30 protein-coding genes are annotated in these 18,978 nt (G+C 39.0%); 6 read left to right on the forward strand and 24 right to left on the reverse strand.

What is annotated here, in order from left to right; translation table 11 throughout:
• Positions 1-11: 11 nt before the first annotated feature.
• Together FXV77_RS20725 and FXV77_RS20730 are read right to left on the reverse strand one after the other, a co-directional pair.
• Entirely contained in the window at positions 12-617 is a 606-nt protein-coding gene (locus FXV77_RS20725; protein ID WP_148921160.1) for a hypothetical protein, read from the reverse strand.
• 37 nt (positions 618-654) lie between these two features.
• Entirely contained in the window at positions 655-1,611 is a 957-nt protein-coding gene (locus FXV77_RS20730; protein ID WP_148921161.1) for a lysophospholipid acyltransferase family protein, read from the reverse strand.
• Between the two features lie 472 nt (positions 1,612-2,083).
• Here FXV77_RS20730 and FXV77_RS20735 point away from each other — a divergent pair, with 472 nt between their 5' ends.
• The gene (locus tag FXV77_RS20735) at positions 2,084-2,281 is read left to right on the forward strand and encodes a hypothetical protein (protein WP_148921162.1); all 198 of its coding nucleotides are present in this window, start codon (positions 2,084-2,086) and stop codon (positions 2,279-2,281) included.
• A gap of 300 nt (positions 2,282-2,581) precedes the next feature.
• Positions 2,582-2,989, forward strand: a complete 408-nt coding sequence (locus FXV77_RS20740; protein WP_148921163.1) for a VOC family protein — start codon at positions 2,582-2,584, stop codon at positions 2,987-2,989.
• Positions 2,990-3,128: 139 nt separating this feature from the next.
• Here the strand turns inward: FXV77_RS20740 and FXV77_RS20745 are convergent, their stop codons facing one another.
• From FXV77_RS20745 to FXV77_RS20835, 21 genes are all read right to left on the reverse strand, one after another.
• Positions 3,129-4,415: a TlpA family protein disulfide reductase gene (locus FXV77_RS20745; protein WP_148921164.1), complete on the reverse strand. Its 1,287-nt coding sequence runs from the start codon at positions 4,413-4,415 to the stop codon at positions 3,129-3,131.
• Positions 4,416-4,644: 229 nt separating this feature from the next.
• Positions 4,645-5,250, reverse strand: coding sequence for a hypothetical protein (locus FXV77_RS20750; protein ID WP_148921165.1), 606 nt, complete (start codon positions 5,248-5,250; stop codon positions 4,645-4,647).
• A gap of 367 nt (positions 5,251-5,617) precedes the next feature.
• Positions 5,618-6,181 (reverse strand): PIN domain-containing protein, encoded by a 564-nt coding sequence (locus FXV77_RS20755; RefSeq protein WP_148921166.1) that lies wholly within the window; start codon positions 6,179-6,181, stop codon positions 5,618-5,620.
• A complete protein-coding gene (locus FXV77_RS20760) occupies positions 6,171-6,572 on the reverse strand; it encodes a helix-turn-helix domain-containing protein (RefSeq protein WP_246162545.1) in 402 nt (133 codons plus the stop codon). Before FXV77_RS20760 ends, FXV77_RS20755 begins: the two co-directional genes overlap by 11 nt.
• A gap of 149 nt (positions 6,573-6,721) precedes the next feature.
• Positions 6,722-7,015 carry a hypothetical protein gene (locus FXV77_RS20765; protein ID WP_148921168.1) on the reverse strand — a complete coding sequence of 98 codons (294 nt, stop codon included), beginning with the start codon at positions 7,013-7,015 and terminating at the stop codon, positions 6,722-6,724.
• Entirely contained in the window at positions 7,015-7,476 is a 462-nt protein-coding gene (locus FXV77_RS20770; protein WP_148921169.1) for a hypothetical protein, read from the reverse strand. Before FXV77_RS20770 ends, FXV77_RS20765 begins: the two co-directional genes overlap by 1 nt.
• 37 nt (positions 7,477-7,513) lie before the next feature.
• Entirely contained in the window at positions 7,514-7,879 is a 366-nt protein-coding gene (locus FXV77_RS20775; protein ID WP_148921170.1) for a hypothetical protein, read from the reverse strand.
• Entirely contained in the window at positions 7,830-8,375 is a 546-nt protein-coding gene (locus FXV77_RS20780; RefSeq protein ID WP_148921171.1) for a hypothetical protein, read from the reverse strand. Before FXV77_RS20780 ends, FXV77_RS20775 begins: the two co-directional genes overlap by 50 nt.
• Before the next feature lie 60 nt (positions 8,376-8,435).
• Entirely contained in the window at positions 8,436-8,558 is a 123-nt protein-coding gene (locus FXV77_RS22580) for a hypothetical protein (RefSeq protein WP_262713634.1), read from the reverse strand.
• A gap of 237 nt (positions 8,559-8,795) precedes the next feature.
• Positions 8,796-9,842, reverse strand: a complete 1,047-nt coding sequence (gene arsB, locus FXV77_RS20785) for an ACR3 family arsenite efflux transporter (RefSeq protein WP_148921172.1) — start codon at positions 9,840-9,842, stop codon at positions 8,796-8,798.
• Between the two features lie 3 nt (positions 9,843-9,845).
• A complete protein-coding gene (locus FXV77_RS20790) occupies positions 9,846-10,460 on the reverse strand; it encodes an arsenate-mycothiol transferase ArsC (RefSeq protein WP_148921173.1) in 615 nt (204 codons plus the stop codon).
• Positions 10,461-10,479: 19 nt separating this feature from the next.
• A complete protein-coding gene (locus tag FXV77_RS20795; protein ID WP_148921174.1) occupies positions 10,480-10,944 on the reverse strand; it encodes a DUF6428 family protein in 465 nt (154 codons plus the stop codon).
• 60 nt (positions 10,945-11,004) lie between these two features.
• On the reverse strand, positions 11,005-11,337 hold the full coding sequence (locus FXV77_RS20800) for an ArsR/SmtB family transcription factor (protein ID WP_148921175.1): 333 nt from the start codon (positions 11,335-11,337) through the stop codon (positions 11,005-11,007).
• Positions 11,338-11,411: 74 nt separating this feature from the next.
• Complete coding sequence (locus FXV77_RS20805) at positions 11,412-11,672, reverse strand: hypothetical protein (protein ID WP_222867841.1); 261 nt, start codon at positions 11,670-11,672, stop codon at positions 11,412-11,414.
• Positions 11,662-12,117 carry a helix-turn-helix domain-containing protein gene (locus FXV77_RS20810; protein ID WP_148921176.1) on the reverse strand — a complete coding sequence of 152 codons (456 nt, stop codon included), beginning with the start codon at positions 12,115-12,117 and terminating at the stop codon, positions 11,662-11,664. The genes FXV77_RS20805 and FXV77_RS20810 overlap by 11 nt, the downstream gene beginning before the upstream one ends.
• 91 nt (positions 12,118-12,208) lie before the next feature.
• A complete protein-coding gene (locus FXV77_RS20815; protein ID WP_148921177.1) occupies positions 12,209-12,712 on the reverse strand; it encodes a hypothetical protein in 504 nt (167 codons plus the stop codon).
• A 12-nt stretch (positions 12,713-12,724) separates the two neighbouring features.
• Positions 12,725-12,892 carry a hypothetical protein gene (locus tag FXV77_RS22220; protein ID WP_187444204.1) on the reverse strand — a complete coding sequence of 56 codons (168 nt, stop codon included), beginning with the start codon at positions 12,890-12,892 and terminating at the stop codon, positions 12,725-12,727.
• A 33-nt stretch (positions 12,893-12,925) separates the two neighbouring features.
• Positions 12,926-13,882, reverse strand: a complete 957-nt coding sequence (locus FXV77_RS20820) for a lysophospholipid acyltransferase family protein (RefSeq protein WP_148921178.1) — start codon at positions 13,880-13,882, stop codon at positions 12,926-12,928.
• A 417-nt stretch (positions 13,883-14,299) separates the two neighbouring features.
• Positions 14,300-14,842, reverse strand: coding sequence for a hypothetical protein (locus FXV77_RS20825; protein ID WP_148921179.1), 543 nt, complete (start codon positions 14,840-14,842; stop codon positions 14,300-14,302).
• Between the two features lie 4 nt (positions 14,843-14,846).
• Entirely contained in the window at positions 14,847-15,320 is a 474-nt protein-coding gene (locus FXV77_RS20830; protein ID WP_148921180.1) for an RNA polymerase sigma factor, read from the reverse strand.
• A 1-nt stretch (position 15,321) separates the two neighbouring features.
• Positions 15,322-16,707: a serine hydrolase domain-containing protein gene (locus FXV77_RS20835; protein WP_148921181.1), complete on the reverse strand. Its 1,386-nt coding sequence runs from the start codon at positions 16,705-16,707 to the stop codon at positions 15,322-15,324.
• Between the two features lie 157 nt (positions 16,708-16,864).
• On the opposite strand from FXV77_RS20835, the gene FXV77_RS20840 reads away from it, so the two are divergent.
• The 4 genes from FXV77_RS20840 to FXV77_RS22225 all read left to right on the forward strand — a co-directional run bounded on the left by FXV77_RS20840 (position 16,865) and on the right by FXV77_RS22225 (position 18,356).
• Positions 16,865-17,152: a hypothetical protein gene (locus FXV77_RS20840; protein WP_148921182.1), complete on the forward strand. Its 288-nt coding sequence runs from the start codon at positions 16,865-16,867 to the stop codon at positions 17,150-17,152.
• Positions 17,153-17,177: 25 nt separating this feature from the next.
• A complete protein-coding gene (locus FXV77_RS20845; protein ID WP_148921183.1) occupies positions 17,178-17,504 on the forward strand; it encodes a hypothetical protein in 327 nt (108 codons plus the stop codon).
• A gap of 196 nt (positions 17,505-17,700) precedes the next feature.
• Positions 17,701-18,147, forward strand: coding sequence for a DUF6934 family protein (locus tag FXV77_RS20850; RefSeq protein WP_148921184.1), 447 nt, complete (start codon positions 17,701-17,703; stop codon positions 18,145-18,147).
• Positions 18,148-18,179: 32 nt separating this feature from the next.
• Positions 18,180-18,356: a hypothetical protein gene (locus tag FXV77_RS22225; protein ID WP_187444205.1), complete on the forward strand. Its 177-nt coding sequence runs from the start codon at positions 18,180-18,182 to the stop codon at positions 18,354-18,356.
• A gap of 40 nt (positions 18,357-18,396) precedes the next feature.
• Here FXV77_RS22225 and FXV77_RS20855 read toward each other — a convergent pair whose 3' ends face one another.
• On the reverse strand, positions 18,397-18,978 hold the full coding sequence (locus tag FXV77_RS20855) for a lysophospholipid acyltransferase family protein (RefSeq protein WP_148921185.1): 582 nt from the start codon (positions 18,976-18,978) through the stop codon (positions 18,397-18,399).

The following is an 18,978-nucleotide window of genomic DNA, read 5'->3' on the forward strand; positions in this document are numbered from 1 at the left end:
GTTTTGTTTATTTAATCTTCCCACTCTTCACTCCGTACCTTAAAATTTTCATGCAGATAAGACAGTTCATCAGTCAAGTATTTCTCGATATGTCCTCGTATTTCATTGAAATCATAGTCGTCGAAAGAATAGGTTTGTAGCAGGGTGCTCTCGTCATCTTCGTGTGCACCGAAGCGCAAGACCTCGCGATACTCATTATTAAGTGATAGCGCAAATGAATTACTCGATATGGACGTGACAAAAAACAGATAGCGCGGGCAGTCGAAGATATTCGAGTCAACCTTCGATTTGGCATCTACCGCAAGGGCGGCAAAAGCTGGAATTTCATCATCGTCGAGAATATAGAAATGTTCATGTTGATCATGCGTATCTAGTATGATTTCCAGATAGGGCGAAGAAAATGCCGGTTTGATTTCCGTGAAAAGGTGCCGAAGATCTTTTAATATCGTATCATCAAATTTTTTGGCTACATCTTCCTTGCATTTAGCTTGTTCTTCTTCTTTCTTTCGCTCCTGTTCTTTCTTCTGTGCAATCGCATGATGTTGTTCATCACATTTGGCGGTGAAGGCCTGCACTTTTTCTGAAAATTTTTGTTTTAAATCGGTGTTGTTACTCATAGTATAAGGTTTTTATTGCGATATAAATTTATGGATATTAAAACTGCTTAAGGAATTCTCGTCTCAGCGTTTCCATTTTGTTAAACTGACTAGTGGAAACTTCTGCATATTTCCCGGAGACAATATCCAATAGCATATTTTTCTCTTTTGTGTAGACGGGCAGCCATATGGGTTTTTCAGCAGTGTGTTGCTTATCGGGAACAATTTTATCGAATAATCTGGGAATACATTCCCACTGCAGGATTTCCTCCGCAGAGAGTTCTTCCAGCATTTGGTAACAGTATTGCATAGCGGCGGAATATTGCTCCCGGTTGTTTACGTATAGGTCTCCCCTGCTCCGTACCGTCAGTTTCTCGCCTTCCGTTGTAAGAACAACCGGACGGATGGGGACGCCGCTCAATTGACTTAGTATGGCCATTCCCATGCGTACATCCAAAGGTTTGTTATGTACATGGATCTTCGTCCATCCTTTCTCTACACTGTCTCCTTCTTCCCCATCGACGTAACAGATAACGTGGTAGCCTCTTTTCAACAGTTGCTTTAGCTGTATAAGAGATTTTGAGCCGCTGGACCTTACAAACTGCAGTTCGCTCGCATTCGGCTCCCGCCCGAAACTTCTTTTGAATTGCTGCATATACATGGGATATTGTTCTTCGAACACGTCGTCTTTAAGCAAGATCGCAATACCATATCCTAGCCGAATAAGTGCTCGCGCCATGATCGCATAAGGGCCGATATGGAAGCTGGCCCATATACGCGGGCCGTCCACCTTGGGCAGCTGTTCTTCCAGTTGTGGTAGGAAGGTATGATCGGGCTGAAATGTTTCCTGTTGAAGATAACGTTGGTGAATGTTTATGATCCGCAATATGGATTCGTAGCTGTCTACCAATTTCCAGTGGTATAGCATCGATGCTAGTTTGACACTCTGGTTCCAAAGGATGTGATCATCCCTTCTGACAGGTATTGCCGGTAAAGTATTTGGGGTGCTGTTCATAGTTGGTTTTAGTTAGTTAAAAGGGTGTCCGGATCACCCTTATCGTAGAATTAACTTGATTTAAAAATAATTAAGATTACATTTTTCCTTGCTGGCAGACAGTAACGCAAGACCTTCGTTTGCATCGAGTACATTTGAGGCTACCGCTGCTATGTGTTGGATTTCATGAATAAATTGTTCCATGTTCAATGTATGTTTTAGTTTATAAAAAGCACCTATCGATCCTGGATAGATTGCTGTGTGATCACGCAGCAAATATGCTGTATAAGGATAGAGAATTCCAAAAAAAATGTTGAACAGTAGAAAAACGGCAGTTTCGTCCCCGCGGAAAAAGGCTGAACGGAAGAAAAGTGGGCGTTTGGGCGGAAACGTAAGAAAAAAGTAACAGGAGAACATAACTAAACATAACGATAACGCAGCTTTTTTTTGTTAAAGACCTTATCCGTCAGGCTATCAGGAAACCATTGACGAAATGTCAAGGCAAAATAAAGGGAAAATATTACCGCCTTTTAAAAAAGTTGATATAAACATTCAGGATTATGACACCATTTTCTTTGGTCATTCTGTTTGGGATATGCGGTTGCCACCAGCTTTTGTTCCCGAACTTTCGTTAGTGGCAACGATTGACAACAAAATTATCGGGCACATGGAATATAAAAGCACCCTTTGATGTGCCAGCCACTGTTTTTATGGGAATTGAATTAATATCTGACGGACTTAAAGGCATAAGCGGAATGGTAAAATACCCGAAAGCGTTTGAAGTCAAAAGGAGAGCAATATTGAAGGGAATGCACCTCACACAAAGCGAAACGGCATAAAAACAACGGTTGAGATATTTTTGTAATACTAAAAAATAATCCTATTGCTTTTAAAAACGAGTATTCAATTTCTTGTCTTATGCAAAGTTGATTAAAAAAGAATGGTTTTAAATTTATAACAGCAAAAATATAATAATCAAAGTCTAAATAAGATGAAAATAAGAGGTACAGTAGTTTGTTTTCCCGTTCAAAATTTGGACAAAACACTAACATTTTACAAAAATATATTTGGACTTCCTGATATTCAGATTGAAGAGGGAATGATTACGGTTGAACTTCCAAACCTTTCTTTATTTTTTATGGAAAAAGGTGCTTTTGAAGCATACAGCAAAAAAGCGGGTCGTGGGGTGCAGTTTCAAAAGGACAATATTGGTACAATCATCAGTTGTGCCTTGATGTCCAAAGAAGATGTAGATACAGCTTTGGAAAATGCACCAAACTACGGAGGTGCTGTATCGGGAAAAGCTATGGTTGATGAAACATACGGGGGATATATTGGATATATTTCTGACCCTGACGGTCATTTGTGGGAGCTTGTATATCCGTCACAGCAAAATTAGAATTGACGAAATGAAACGAATAATCGTAATTTTACAGTCTCAGGATAATATTTACCACATTGTGTTGCGCGCTGTAGGGGCTCCTATTCATTTATCTTATCAAATGTGACTGGTCATTTTTCATTATACCAACAAATATTTAAAGTATATTCTCTATTATAAACTCCTCTAACTGCGCTGATCTCATATCGACCCGCTGAATGACCCGCTCGCTGTTTAGCAAATATGATGATGGATATTTGTATATATTGTATTTGTTTACTTCCGTTTCGGCATCTTGAAGTTTAATCATCGTCCAATTTATGTTATGTTTATTCAACACTGCGTGGAGATTAGTTCTTACATCACAGATTCCTACAAATTCTACCTTATCCTTATATTTGTTCGCAATGCGTGTTAGATTTGGTAAATCTTGTAAACACGGGCCACATGTCGTACTCCAAAAGTAAATAAAAATCAGTTTGTCCTTATCCACACTATCCAACGTCCACATGTCTCCGTTTAATACATCTCGTCCGGATAGTGCAGGAGCTAAAAACCCTGCTTGATCGGAAGCGCGATGAACATTTCGATTCTCTTTTACTGTCTTGATGGTATCCGTCAACATAGCATCGCCTTCGATCTCTATAAATTTTCCGTCATACAAAATGCGGGATAGTTTGAACGTATCCTCTCCCAAATTAAAATATTGTCCTTCTAAAACTTTCTTCTCTGGAGGTAACGTCGAAAAATAAGGTATAGCAGGCACAACGAAAGCACCTCTGTTGCCGATATTCTTACAGAAATAATATGTATTGTTTTTATATTTAAAAGTGGATAGATAAAATTGCGGGAAAGAAAAAAAGACGTTGTTATTAATCTCCGATACGGAAATAATTAAGGTGTCGTTATGAACTTTGCCGTCGTACCAGTATTGATAAAAAACATAGTCTGGATTATTTGGTACGGAGGATGAAGTATTTCTTCCAACAACAGGCCTCACCACATCATCGCCAAAATCGTTATTCTGATTTCTATCGATTATATAATGCATTCCCAGACTATCTCTCCCTATCACGACATTAATCCCGCAAGCCAGAGGTTCTTCTGCGTAATTCACCGAGTCTTTTAGGTCAATATCCTCCGTTTCCAGTAGTTTGGCTAGACTTGAGCTCATAGTATCCAATAGATGTGCTGATTGGTAGATTAACTGCTTTGGATTTAATTCATAGTAATATTCTCGAACATCGTTCCAGTTTTCGGGAATATTTTTGACAGCAGGATATAAATCTTTTCGTTCGCTATCTCGTTTCTCACTTATACCGAATGAGGTAATTCCATGAGGTCCGTAACCATCAATTTTTTGTAATTCGATAACAGTCTTCTCTTGAGAAAACAGCAATGTTATGTTAAAAATGGTATAAAGTAACAGGAATATCTTCTTCATTCTCAAAAGTTCAAGTTAGTGTTAATAGCTTATAACGGTATAATATACAACAATAATAGGAATTATTTCCTTTACTCATTTATTATGAGGCATTTTTGGTTTCAAACATCTAATATCTATTTTAGTATATAGCGGAGACGTGTTTTGACTTTGGCCGCAAAGTATCTAACCTAATAATGTTATCGATCAACAATAGCCCTTAAAAGTTGAACATCATTGTTTTGTTTATTTAATCCTCCCACTCCTCTATTCGTACCTTAAAATTTTTCCGAAGATACAACAGTTCATCGGTCAAGTATTTCTCGATATGTCCCCGAATCTCATTGAAATCATAGTCGTCGAAAGGATACGTTTGTAGCAGGGTACTGTCTTCATCCCCATCTTCACATTGGCTCAAAAAATCTCTACTCTCATTCTTAACAAATAAATCAAATGACCCACTAGTCACAGATATTGCAAAAAGAAGATAGCGAGTATCGTCAAAAGTATCCTCATCTTCTCTCGATTTGGCATCTAGTGCCAAGAAAGCAAAAGCTGGTGAGGCTTCTTGATCATATATATAAAACCGTTTACGTTGGTTGTGGGTATCTAACAGAATCTCCAAATAGGGAGAAGAAAATGCCGGTTTGATTTCTGTGAAAAGGTGCTGAAGATCTTTCAGGATCGTATCATCAAATTTTTTGATTACATCTTCCTTCCGTTTAGCTTTTTCTTCCTCTTTTTTTCGCTCCTTTTCTTTCTTTTGGGTAATAGCCTGATGTTGTTTGTCACATTCGGCAGTAAATGTTTGGACTATTTCTGAAATTTTTTGTTTTAAATAGGTGTTGTTACTCATAGTATAAGGTTTTTATTGCGATATAAATTTATGTAAATTTCCTTACCGGCAGACAGTAATGCAAGACCTTGTTTGCATCGAGTACGTTCAGAGCTACCGCTGCTATGTGTTGGATTTTATGAATAAATTGTTCCATGTTCAATTTATGTTTTAGTTTAATAAAAAGCACCTATCGATCCTGGATAGATTGCTGTGTGATCACGCAGCAAATATGCTGTATATGGATGGAGAATTCCACGTTCAACCCACTACCAAGCAAAGAAATATTTGTATATAAAAATTGATAGTCAACTGGAATATCGCTATAATATATGTGAATGAAACGCTTTTCGGGGTCAGCTCCAGTAAAAACTTCACAATCGCCGTTCTACAATAAAGAATGTAAATAATTCGCGGTATCGATTAGACCGGATTTCCGCAGTTGATCCAACACTTGATAAACATCCATTTTGGGATTTTTCTTATGCACAACCATTTCGCGGAATGCCTGTATGGATACCTCATGATTAAGATCTATAATATCTGTTAAAAAATCGTCTGCGGTTTTTACACCCACGCCAAAGGAATTTAAATAGCCCTTCGGAAAGTCTTTTATATTATTGGTCACGACCACGTTCGCGTTCGATTTAATAGCCGCCGCCAACACATGACAATCATTCGGATCAGGTAACGTCAGACTGGGTATAATCCCTTCATAATTTAACACAAATGCATCGGGAAAAGCTCTATTTGGAGCTTGAGCCCTCTTTTCCGCTTCTTCCTCCGAAATACCTCTCCGCATCATAACTGTTTTCCATTCGTCAAAGATATTTGCGCTCCATTTTGGAGTATACAAGTCATAATGTGCGAACCAAAGCAAAAGATCCCGTATAATGACCGGATAGATGACATTCGTATCCAGTACAGCCGTAAATCTTACGCTATGAATCATAGAGCCCAAGATCTTCATCAAGATTCATCATATCGATCAAGTGGGTTTTCTGTTCGGCTTTCATTTGCTTTTTGTATTCTACCACATCTTCGAAAACTATTCTGCGGTGCTTTCCTACTTTTGTATACTGAATCTTCCCCTCTTCAAGTAGCTTAACCAGATGAGGGCGGGAGCAGCCAAGCATTTCAGCAGCTTTTTGCGTAGTCACCTCCGTAGCGAGCGGCACAATCGAGATCGGCTTACCCTCGGACATAGCTTTCAGAATACCGCCAAATAGCTTAAGCGCCCGTAATGGCACCACTATTTTGTCTTTAGTCTCTTCTATTTCAATTTCAGTCTTTTCTGCACTTAGCTGTTCAATAACAGCTGCCAATGAATCGTATGATTGCATGGCAACTTTCTGTTCTGCTTTTGAAGGTCTGTTAATTCTATCTAAGGTTTCCATGTCGATCGTGTTTCTTTTTCACTACAAAAATAAACGAAATATTCGAAATAAACGAAAAAAAATGTTTTATTGATAACATTACTTCAGTAACCTTATCACTCAATAATAGCTCTTATCTCCTCTGCAAAAGCTTTGTCAATATCGAAAATATTGGAATCCTCCTCCCGGCAGCGCTGAAGCTTCTCAATAACATCATCTCCCCTAAGATTTTTCCGCATGTTCCGATCCAGCTCTGGATCAATCTCTATCTGTAGTGCTTCTAGATCGACAGATCGTATCTGCGAAACATGTATATAGACACTTTCATTCAATGGAAGAAATCCTTTCTTTTTTAAACTAGGCCGCAGGCTGCCGTCGTCCAGAAGTGGAACGTCAATACCGATCTTCATTATCGCGTAATCCCATTGATCGGTAAATACACACACTCATTATTAAGTGAAAATTCAAATGAATTACTCGATATGGACGTGACAAAAAGTAGGTAGCGCGGGCAGTCGAAGATATTGCCGTCAACCTTCGCTTTGGCATCTACCGCAAGGGCGGCAAAAGCTGGAATTTCATCATCGTCGAGAATATAAAAGTGCTCATGTCGATCATGCGTATCTAGTATGATTTCCAGATAGGGCGAAGAAAATGCCGGTTTGATTTCCGTGAAAAGGTGCCGAAGATCTTTTAATATCGTATCATCAAATTTTTTGGCTACATCTTCCTTGCATTTAGCTTGTTCTTCTTCTTTCTTTCGCTCCTGTTCTTTCTTCTGTGCAATCGCATGATGTTGTTCATCACATTTGGCGGTGAAGGCCTGCACTTTTTCTGAAAATTTTTGTTTTAAATCGGTGTTGTTACTCATAGTATAAGGTTTTTATTGCGATATAAATTTATGGATATTAAAATTGCTTAATGAATTCTCGTCTCAGCGTGTCTATTTTCTCAAACTGATCGGCAGGAACTTCTGCATATTTCCCCGAGACAATATCCAGCAGCATGTTTTTCTCTTTTGCATATACGGGCAGCCATATTGGTGACTCAAGGGTTTCGCTTCTGGCTGAAATGGTTTTATCGTACAGTTTGCCAATACGCTCCCACTGCAAGATCTCTTCGGCTGATAGATCTTCCAATAGGTTATAACAATACTGCATGCTGGTTTGATATTGCTCCCTTTCGTTTACATATAGATCTCCCCTACTCCGTAACGTCAGTTTGTCACCTTCCGTTGTGAGAACAACCGGACGGATAGGGACAAAGTTTTCCATCGGCATAACAGATAACGTGGTAGCCTCTTTTCAACAGTTGCTTTAGCTGTATAAGTGATTTTGAGCCGCTCGACCTTACAAACTGCAGTTCGTTCGCATTCGCTTCCCGTCCGAAACTGCTTTTGAACTGCTGCTTATACATGGGATATTGCTCTTCGAACACCTCGTCTTTGAGCAAGATCGCAATACCATATCCTTGCCGGATAAGTGCACGTGCCATCAACGCATAAGGCCCAATATGGAAGCTGGCCCATATACGCGGGCCGTCCACCTTGGGCAGCTGTTCTTCCAGTTGTGGCAGAAAGGTATGGTCGGGCTGAAATGTTTCCTGTTGAAGATAGCTTTGGTGAATGTTTATGATCCGCAATATGGATTCGTAGCTGTCTACCAATTTCCAGTAGTACAGCATGGAAGCCGCTTTGACACTTTGGTTCCAAAGGATGTGATCATCCTTTCTGACAGGTATTGCCGGTAAAGTATTTGGGGTGCTGTTCATAGTTGGTTTTAGTTAGTTAAAAGGGTGTCCGGATCACCCTTATCGTAGAATTAACGTGATTTAAAGGTAATACAAATTACATTTTTCCTTACTGGCAGACAGCAATGCAAGACCTTCGTTTCCATCGAGTACATTCGAGGCTACCGCTGCTATGTGTTGGATTTCATGAATAAATTGTTCCATGTTCAATTTATGTTTTGGTTTATAAAAAGCACCTATCGATCCTGGATAGATTGCCGTGTGATCACGCAGCAAATATGCTGTCTGTGAACGGAGATTTCCAAAAAAAATGTCGAACAGTAGAAAAACAGCAGTTTCGTCCCCGCGGGAAAAGGCTGAACGGAAGAAAAGTGGGGGTTTGGGCGGAAGTTTCAGAGTATGATTAGCATCCAACAGATCTTACCTGCATATCTAAGCCGTCTATATAGAAGACTTAGGATTGTAGCATTTCTTTTTCAACCACAAACTTGCTCTTACCAGAAGTATCAATATTGGCACTTCCACAAGTGGGCCGATAACGCCCACAAATGCCTGTGGTGAATGAATACCAAATACAGCAATCGATACGGCTATTGCCAACTCAAAATTATTCCCTGTGGCTGTAAAGGCGATGGATGCGTTCTTGTCGTAAGGAACATTCAATGACTTGTTGATAAAAAAACTCACGAAAAACATCAGCACAAAATAGATAACTAACGGTACAGCTATTTTTACCACATCCATTGGCAGTTCCAATATCTTATCACCTTTCAGACTGAACATCAGGACAATGGTAAACAATAATGCGTACAATGTAATAGGTGATACTTTGGGTACAAATTTTCGATTATACCATGCTATACCTTTTGATTTTACAAGTGCATAACGGCTTATAAAACCTGCTAAGAAAGGAATACCCAAGTATATCAAAACACTTTCGGTTACATCTTTCATGGATACGCTTACGTTGAAATCGGCTAAGCCTAATTTGTTCGGCAATACATTGATGAACAGCCAAACAAAGAAGCTGTAACTTATTATCTGAAAGATACTGTTCAGTGCGACCAATAATGCCGTATATTCCCTGTTCCCCTTTGCCAAGTCACTCCATACGATGACCATTGCGATACATCTTGCCAAACCAATCATTATCAGACCTGTCATATAATCGGGTTCGTTCCGCAGGAACAGAACGGCTAAACCGAACATCAATATTGTGCCGATAACCCAATTCAGTACTAATGATATGCCGATTACTTTGGTGTCTTTAAGAGCTTTGGGCAACAATGAATAATCCACCTTAGCCAATGGTGGGTACATCATCAATATAAGTCCTATCGCCAAAGGAATATTGGTCGTGCCTACGGATAGGGCATCGGTAGCATTGGAAATGTTCGGAAAGAAATATCCCAAGCCTACGCCTGTCGCCATCGCAAGGAATATCCAAAGGGTAAGGTAACGGTCAAGGAATTTGAGTTTAGGTTGCATCAGCTAACTTTTAATCATTGAAAAAACATAGAACATCTCTGTTGCTATCTGTAAACTTCTTTCGGCATATACCTGTGCCTGTTCGGGTGATCCGTCTGAAATCTTGGGGTCTTCAAATGTGATGGGTATTCTCTTTTCCGCTCCGGCGATAAAAGGGCATCCGCCGTCTGCCTGCGAACAGGTCATAATGGCGACAAATGCCGATGCAGGGTTGAAAGGGCTATCATATTGTTTGGAAAACCCAATAATAGGCAACGCATTATCCCCGTATTTTATGGCATATATAGGATTATCGGTTTCCGCAATCTTGAAAATAGTAAAACCTTGATTGGTCAATGTTTCTGCCACTTTCGGGAATAGTGAAGTTTCCTCTGTACCGCCCGAATAACAATGTACGTTCGGGATATTGAAATACGCACTTGCAACCTGCGCCCATACCTGTGCTAAATGGCTTCTACGTGAATTATGGGTACAGATAAAATTGAGGTCTATATCCGCACCGCTATTTGCTTTCTGCTGTACATAATCTATCAGCGGTTGCAGTATCCTTTTGCGTTCCTCACTTACGTTTTGGACATCAATAATCCCCTTTATGGTTTCGACTAAATTCTTATACATTGCGATTGCTCTTTAGTGTTTAGCAACATCCCGAATGAGGTGTACAGCAAGTGCTGTTCAGCTCCGATAATTTTACTTTTTGTTTCTCCGCAGGAATACCGCAGGCATCACTTGCCAAGCAAGCCGTCTGTTTGTTCTTTAGGATGAAATGCTGACCGTCAAAGTCCAAGTCAAATTTGCCAATCGTTTGACTTTGGTATTCCACTTCGATTTCGGCATCTTCAATGCCCAATTTTTCTTCGGATAGCTTGATAATGTTCAATAGCTTGGTCGGCTTTAACCTGTGGTTGTAGTCGTTGGCATCCCACAATTGGAAGTTTACCGCTTTCTCTGTACGGACTACACCACCGCAGTCAATAAAATGTTTGGTGATTTGTCCTATTTCCGTAACGTGGAAATGTTCGGGAACAAATGTTCCGTTCTCCAATTGAAATTCAACATTGCCCAATGTTGGCAGGATTTCTTTGATTTGTGATAGTTTCATAAAAGTAAGATTTGAAAATTTATATATTGCAATATTACGATAATAAGGGTCAAAAAAATATTATGAACAGCAACCTGTTATTTTGACCTCTTGATTGAAGAACACATTAAATTCCGCTTGAATTTGCTTCCACAGTTTTTCATCAATACAATAACATACAGATTTGCCCTCGATTGTTCCCTGTATGATACCTATGTTCTTTAGCTCTTTTAAGTGCTGTGAAATGGTTGCCTGTGCCAAGCCCAATTCATCCACCAAATCATTGCAGATACAAGCTTTCTGATTGATGATATATTGGAGAATGGCGACCCGTGCAGGATGTCCTAAAACCTTGAACAAAGAAGCCAATCTGTTCTGTTCGTCCGTAAATATTTCTGTTTTAGTAAGCCCCATCGTTCCTAATTTAATATCGCAATATTACGATAATATTTTTAAACATCAAAATGAATTCCACCCTTTACCATTATTCATAATCTAAAGGTTAGTAAAATTGCAGAAATAAAAAAGCCTGGTTCGGATAACAAATTTGGAGCTTGAACCCTCTTTTCTGCTTCTTCCTCCGAAATACCTCTCCGCATCATAACTGTTTTCCATTCGTCAAAGATATTTGCGCTCCATTTTGGAGTATAGAGGTCATAGTGTGCGAACCAAAGCAAGAGATCACGTATAATGACCGGATAGATGACATTCGTATCCAGGACAGCCGTAAATCTTACACTATGAATCATAGAGCCCAAGATCTTCGTCAAGATTCATCATATCGATCAGATGGCTTTTCTGCTCAGCTTTCATCTGCTTTTTGTATTCTACCACGTCTTCGAAAACTATTCTGCGGTGCTTTCCTACTTTTGTATATTGGATCTTCCCTTCTTCAAGTAGCTTAACCAAGTGAGGGCGGGAACAGCCAAGCATTTCGGCAGCCTTTTGCGTAGTCACCTCCGTAGCGAGCGGCACAATCGAGATCGGCTTTCCCTCGGACATAGCTTTCAGAATACCGCCAAATAGCTTAAGCGCCCGTAAAGGCACCACTATTTTGTCTTTAGTCTCTTCTATTTCAATTTCAGTCTTTTCTGCACTTAGCTGTTCAATAACAGATGCCAATGAATCGTATGATTCCATGGCAACTTTCTGTTCTGCTTTTGAAGGTCTGTTAATTCTATCTAAGGTTTCCATGTCGATCGTGTTTCTTTTTCACTACAAAAATAAACGAAATATTCGAAATAAACGAAAAAAATGTTTTATTGATAACATTACTTCAGTAACCTTATCGCTCAATAATTGCCCTTATCTCATCCACGCAAGCTCTATCAATATCGAAAATATTGGAATCCTCCTCCCGACAGTGCTGCAGCTTCTCAATAACATCATCTCCCCTAAGATTTCTCAGCATGTTCCGGTCCAGTTCTGGAACAATCTCTATCTGTAGTGCTTCTAGATCGACAGATCTCACCTGATTTATATGTATATAAATACTATCATTCAACGGCAGAAATCCTTTCTTTCTTAAACTGGGCCGCAGGCTGCCGTCGTCCAGAAGTGGAACGTCAATACCGATCTTCATTATCGCGTAATCCCATTGATCGGTAAATACATACATCACGGCCGTTAAATCTTCCTGCGACTTCGCTTGCTGTGGAAAGCCGGCCGCATCCCGCTTCTTGGTGACCTCTGCTAGTTCCAGTCCCCGCTTTTGGATGGCTTCCCTGTCTAGGTCTTTCTTTCTAGAGGTAGCTTTGTTGTTGTTTCTTTTGAAAAAGTTGAACATCATCGTTTTGTTTATTTAATCTTCCCACTCTTCACTCCGTACCTTAAAATTTTCATGCAGATAAGACAGTTCATCGGTCAAGTATTTCTCGATATGTCCTCGTATTGCATTGAAATCATAATCGTCCAAAGAATAGGTTTGTAGCGGGGTGCTGTCTTCATCCCCATCTTCACAGTGGCTCAAAAGCTCTCTACTCTCATTCTTAATTTACGGTTATTATATCTGCTTAAGGAATTCTCGTCTCAGCGTTTCCATTTTGTTAAACTGACTAGTGGAAACTTCTGCATATTTCCCGGAGACAATATCCAATAGCATATTTTTCTCTTTTGCGTAGACGGGCAACCATACGGGCTTTTCAGCAGTGTGTTGCATATCGGGTACAATTTTATCGATTAGTCTGGGAATACATTCCCACTGCAGGATTTCCTCCGCAGAGAGTTCTTCTAACATTTGGTAACAGTATTGCATAGCGGCGGAATATTGCTCCCGGTTGTTTACGAATAGGTCTCCCCTGCTCCGTACCGTCAGTTTTTCGCCTTCCGTTGTAAGAACAACCGGACAGATGGGCACACCGCTCAATTGACTTAGTATGGCCATTCCCATGCGTACATCCAAAGGCTTGTTATGTACATGGATCTGTGTCCATCCTCTCTCTCCATTCCCTCCTTCTTCCCCATCGACATAACAGATAACGTGGTATCCTTTTTTCAACAGTTGCTTTAGCTGTATAAGGGATCTTGAGCCGCTGGATCTTACAAACTGCAGTTCGCTCGCATTCGGCTCCCGTCCGAAACTTCTTTTGAACTGCTGCATATACATGGGATATTGCTCTTCGAACACGTCGTCTTTAAGCAAGATGGCGATACCGTATCCTCGCCTGATAAGTGCTCGCGCCATGATCGCATAAGGGCCGATATGGAAGCATGCCCATATCCGGGGGCCCTCCACCTTGGGCAGCTGTTCTTCCAATTGTGGTAGGAAGGTATTGTCGAGTTTGAAATGTTCCTGTTGAAGATAGCGTTGGTGAATGTGTACCAACCGTAGTATGGATTCGTAGCTGTCTACCAATTTCCAGTGGTACAGCATGGAAGCTAGTTTGACACTCTGGTTCCAGAAGATATGGTCATCTTTTGCCGCAGGTGTTGCCGGTAAAATATTTGGAGTGCTGTTCATATTTGATTTCAGTTAGTAAAAAGGGTGTCCGGATCACCCTTGATCTAGAATTAGCTTGATTTAAACGTAGTAAAAATTACATTTTCGATCGCTGCCGATCAGTAGATCCAGACCTTTTCTCGCATCTAGTATGTTTGTGGCTATTTGAGCTACGTGCTGGATTTCATGAATAAATTGTTCCATGTTCAATTAATTATTTGGGTTTATAAAGAGCACCTATCGATCCTGGATAGATTGCTGTGTGATCACGCAGCAAATATGCTGTATAAGGATATAGAATTCCAAAAAAAATGTTGAACAGTAGAAAAACAGCAGTTTCGGCCCCGCGGAAAAAGGCTGAACGGAAGAAAAGTGCGGGTTTGGGAGGAAAGAAGTAAATTAAAACAGGCGCTTCTTAATATAACTTTCTTTTGGATATCAACAAAACGTCGCTATTGTATTTTCAAGACTTTTCAGTCGTTTTTTCCAAATATTGAACAAAACAACAAGCTGAAGCAGAAAAAATGAGATAATAATAATTAAGGAGAGATATTTATTAGAATCTATGTTGGTTCCATATGTTAAAAATATCAGAAGTCCCATTAAATAGATTTGTCTTGAAATTATAGAAACTATAGCGTAAGCTTTAACTTTGGATAGGAAATTTTTTAACGATTCATAGATATTGCTACCATATACAAGGTTCTTTGACAAACGATAGCCCATTAAGTTATGGACAAAAGGCAATAGAATTGAAAAAACAAGCAACAGATTGATCCACAATGGCTTTTCGGCACCATCAAGCATAGAATAATAGAAGGCTAAAAAAATGAACCATCCTGCTATTTCAATAGCAAATTGTTTTCTTAAAGCTTTCAAGACGGGATGCTTATTCTCCGAGAGCATATTTTGAAATTCGATAGCTGAAATAGTGGGAGTTTTTACAGCGTCCCAAGTTGATTTTAATTCGTTGAACTCCATTTTATTAAAATATTATTTTTTGAATTTTTGCCTTTATCCTATTTAACTTAACGCCTACATAGGTTTCGCTAATACCAATTATGTCTGCAATTTGTTGGTAGCTCAAATCTTCAAGATAGAGAGTTACTATGGCCTTATCGCTGTCGTTAAGTTGTTTTAACGCCGCAAATAGGCGCTCTTGCCTTAAAACCATATCGTCGTTGGGTGTTTCTTCTGGAAAATCCGGCAAATGAGGAAGATATTCCACTGCATGTCTTTTTTTACGAAAAGCAGCTATAGCAGTATTCAAGGCAATGCGATATACCCATGTGCTTATTTTTGAGTCGCTCTTAAAGGTTTGACGTGATTTCCAAAGTTGAAAAGTAATCTCCTGAAAAAGATCTTCACGATCCTCTTTTACATCACGATACAGTTGACATATCTTGTAAATTATTCCCTGATGCTCTTTAATAAGAAGTAAAAATTGTGATTCATCCATATTATTCTTTATTAAAGATAAGAACTTGACCTCTACCTTCTGCCACAAGACCGATTATTTGACCTTCGGTATTTTGCTGGAACGTAAATTTTACGTTTACTTTTTTTCCGTAAAACCCTAAAAATGAATCGCTATAAATTTGGAATATCGGATTATTTCCAAGTTTTGCGTACAAATTTTCATTTTCCGATATGATGAGTAGTTTAGCATCACCATTACTGGAAATATAACTTCCTTTTAGGTTCTCTAATTGATCGAAACTTATTTTTAAATCCCTTTTTATTTCGGGCAATTTAAATGATTGATTGAATATGATTTTTTCCAAGTCACTCCAAAGTTCATTTACGGGTAATGTTGATATATTACTTAGAATAATGATTGCCATTTCTTCAGTAGGATACCAAGCAGAAATTGCGGAACAACCAAAGGTTCCACCTCTAACGTAATATGCTAATTTATGGTGATCATTAGCGGGACGAATAAACCAGCCGTATCCGTAGCCATGATCATTATTATTTAGACCTTTTGTATAAGAGGTAAAAATTTGCTCTCTAATTTCCTTTGCCCACATATTACCTCCGAAACTTTTTAACCACTTAAACAGGTCATGTGCATTTGAATACATATCTCCTGAACCTTTCATTAAAGAGAAATCCCGGTAGGGGGCTACGATCAAACTGTCTCCCAAAAGATGGTATGAATAAGACATGTTAGTTATAATTGCTTTAGTGTTGAAGATTCCTGTTTCGCCCATGCCTAAAGGAGTTGTAATCTTTTCCTCGAGTAAATTCGTATAGCTCTTCTTGTATGTATTTTCCAATATAGACGCCAGCAAAAAATAACCTGGACTTGAATATTTGACGTCTGTGCCAGGAACAAACATTAATTTCATTTTAAAAATCTCATCAAGAGCCTGTTGATTATTCAAAGGTAAGAATGACGTCGAAGACCAATAGTCAGCTATTCCTTCGTTATGAGGGATTCCTGAACTATGCGAAAGCATTTGTTCAATGGTTATCTTCCGCCATGATGAATCTTTTAATTCAGGATAGAACATTGCAAGCGAATCTTCAAAATTCAGCTTTCCTTCTTTTACCGCCAAAGCAGTTAGCATCACAGTGAAAGACTTCGTTATTGAGGCTATTTTGAATTTAGAATCAATAGTGAGGGAAGTGTTGTTTTCGTAAGAGGATTTGCCAAAAGCTTCATTAAAAAGAATTGTATCATTTTTAGCAATTAATACTACACCATTAAAACCAATTCTTTTCTGTTGAATTGTTAAATACTCTTTTAACAATTTGATATTATTATCATCAACGATTTGAGCCATGCAATACTGTGAGACGCTTAAAAAGCCAACAAAAAGAAGTTTTATATATCCTTTCATATTTTCTTTTTTTGTATTATAGGTAGTCGAAATCTCCAAAAACTTACAGATCAACCCGATTTTTTTATTTTATCCTAACTTGCATTCGTGCGGCAATTACGAATGCAACCTCATATGCTGTCGATAATGGATTAGTCATTAGAAAAGATGACTTCTTATGGTATCCCGAAAAAATGATACAGCCACTATTCGCGATAGAAGCTTTCTGAACCCTAATTCACGAAAACTAATTTACCTTGCTCCCGAAGAAATGAATCTTGCTATTGCTAAAGTGGTAGAGAACTCGATAGCAATACAACCCGAAAGTGCTGTTCCTTTAATCGCGAAAATCTTCGGTTATTCGAGAGTAACGGAGGATATGCGAAGATCAATATTAGAATCTATTAATTATGCCATAGAAAGTCAGAAAATAACAAAAGACGGGGACTTTTTGAAACCGCTATAGTTATCAATAGCTAATCACTTTCATCATGATGGCAATTCAACAAAATAAAATAGCTATACTTATTGGAGCTGGAGCAGTTCAAAATGCATGGGAACCTGTTCTTAGTTGCTTTAGGCTGATAAATGGGGCGGAAATTGATTCGTATACTGCCAACTTTCTATTCGCCAAATCCATCTGTGCGTTGAGACTGTACTCCAAATCGCTTAAAGGCATGGCTCAATTAAATGAAGAACGAGATATGGTTAACGCCATGAAGGAAATTGTATGTCTTTCGTTAAAAAATGCACAACAAAATGGTACGCTCAAGCCTAGAGAGGAATTCGAGTCAATTTTAAATAATTTGTTGTTCTAAGAAGTTTGAAACCATGAAATGGCAGAACCGACGAATACGCCGATAAGCCCAAAAATTGCTTCCAGCATGTTATTATCTACGTTTTATAATGATTGGTTATCTACGTTTTTTGACAGATATAAAAATACAATTTATTTTGACTTTAATTATTTTTGCTGTCATAAGATTACTATATTTGTTCAACAACTAACTGATTATGAATTTAGAACATTACCAATTTAAGACAAACCATAGTCATCTTGACTTCGAATCCGAAAGTGTGGGACCAAAAGGTAAAATCAAAAAAATTGTCCGTTTCAGTCCTCAGAATGCAAACGGAATAACTTACTTTAACCTTGGTTTCGGAGATCTTGATACCGAAACTGGTATTATCAGCGATTTATCAAAATCGAATAATGGGGATAGGGAGAAAATTCTAACGACGATTGCACGTATAGTATTGGTATTTACCGAACATTTTCCAGATGTGATGGTATATGCCCAAGGTAGCACACCTGCAAGAACTAGGCTATACCAAATGGGGATATCCGGAAATATTGATGAAATACAGGAAATACTGCACGTGTACGGGTATACGAACGGAAAGTGGCAACTTTTCGAAACAAAAGTAAATTATGAGGCTTTTTTGGTCTCACGCAAATAATAGTTATCTTTGTATATAACAGGAGGTTTGATATGAAAAATCTTGAAAATAAAAAAAACAGGGACAGTATCCAAAATACAGTGAGTGATTATGGAAACGACCCATATTTTGTTAAAAAAGCAAATAAGTCGAAAGTTTTCTTAGAGAAACACGGTTTTCCCCAAGAACTCCTTGACAAGAAAAATAAGAATTCTAGCCTTGTTGGATAAAATAATTTATTAAAAAATTAAAGGAAAAGCCGTTCACGAATTAGAATGGCTTTTGTCGTTTTCTGACCATACCGAAGTTATGTACATGGATCTGTGTCCATCCTTTCTCTCCTCCCTCCTCCCCATCGACATAACAGATAACATGGTATCCTTTTTTCAATAGTTGCTTTAGCTGTATAAGGGATCTTGAGCTGCTGGAGCGTACAAACTGCAGTTCGGTAGGTTTGGGCTCACGCCCGAAGCTCTTTTTGAACTGCTGCATATACATCGGATATTGCTCTTCGAACACCTCGTCTTTCAGCAAGATGGCAATACCATGTCCGCGCCGGATAAGTGCACGCGCCATCAACGCATAAGGCCCAATATGGAAGCATGCCCATATCCGGGGACCGTCCACCTTGGGTAGCTGTTCCTCCAGTGGTGGCAGAAAGATACGATCGGGCTTAAACGTTGCCTGTTGAAGATATTGTTGATGGATGTTGATGAGCGTCAATATGGATTCATAGCTGTCCACTAATTTCCAATGGTATAGCATCGAAGCTAGTTTGACACTCTGGTTCCAGAAGATATGGTCATCTTTTGCCGCAGGTGTTGCCGGTAAAGTATTTGATGTGCTGTTCAT

The sequence above is a fragment of the Sphingobacterium phlebotomi genome (assembly GCF_008180195.1).
GTDB lineage: Bacteria > Bacteroidota > Bacteroidia > Sphingobacteriales > Sphingobacteriaceae > Sphingobacterium > Sphingobacterium phlebotomi.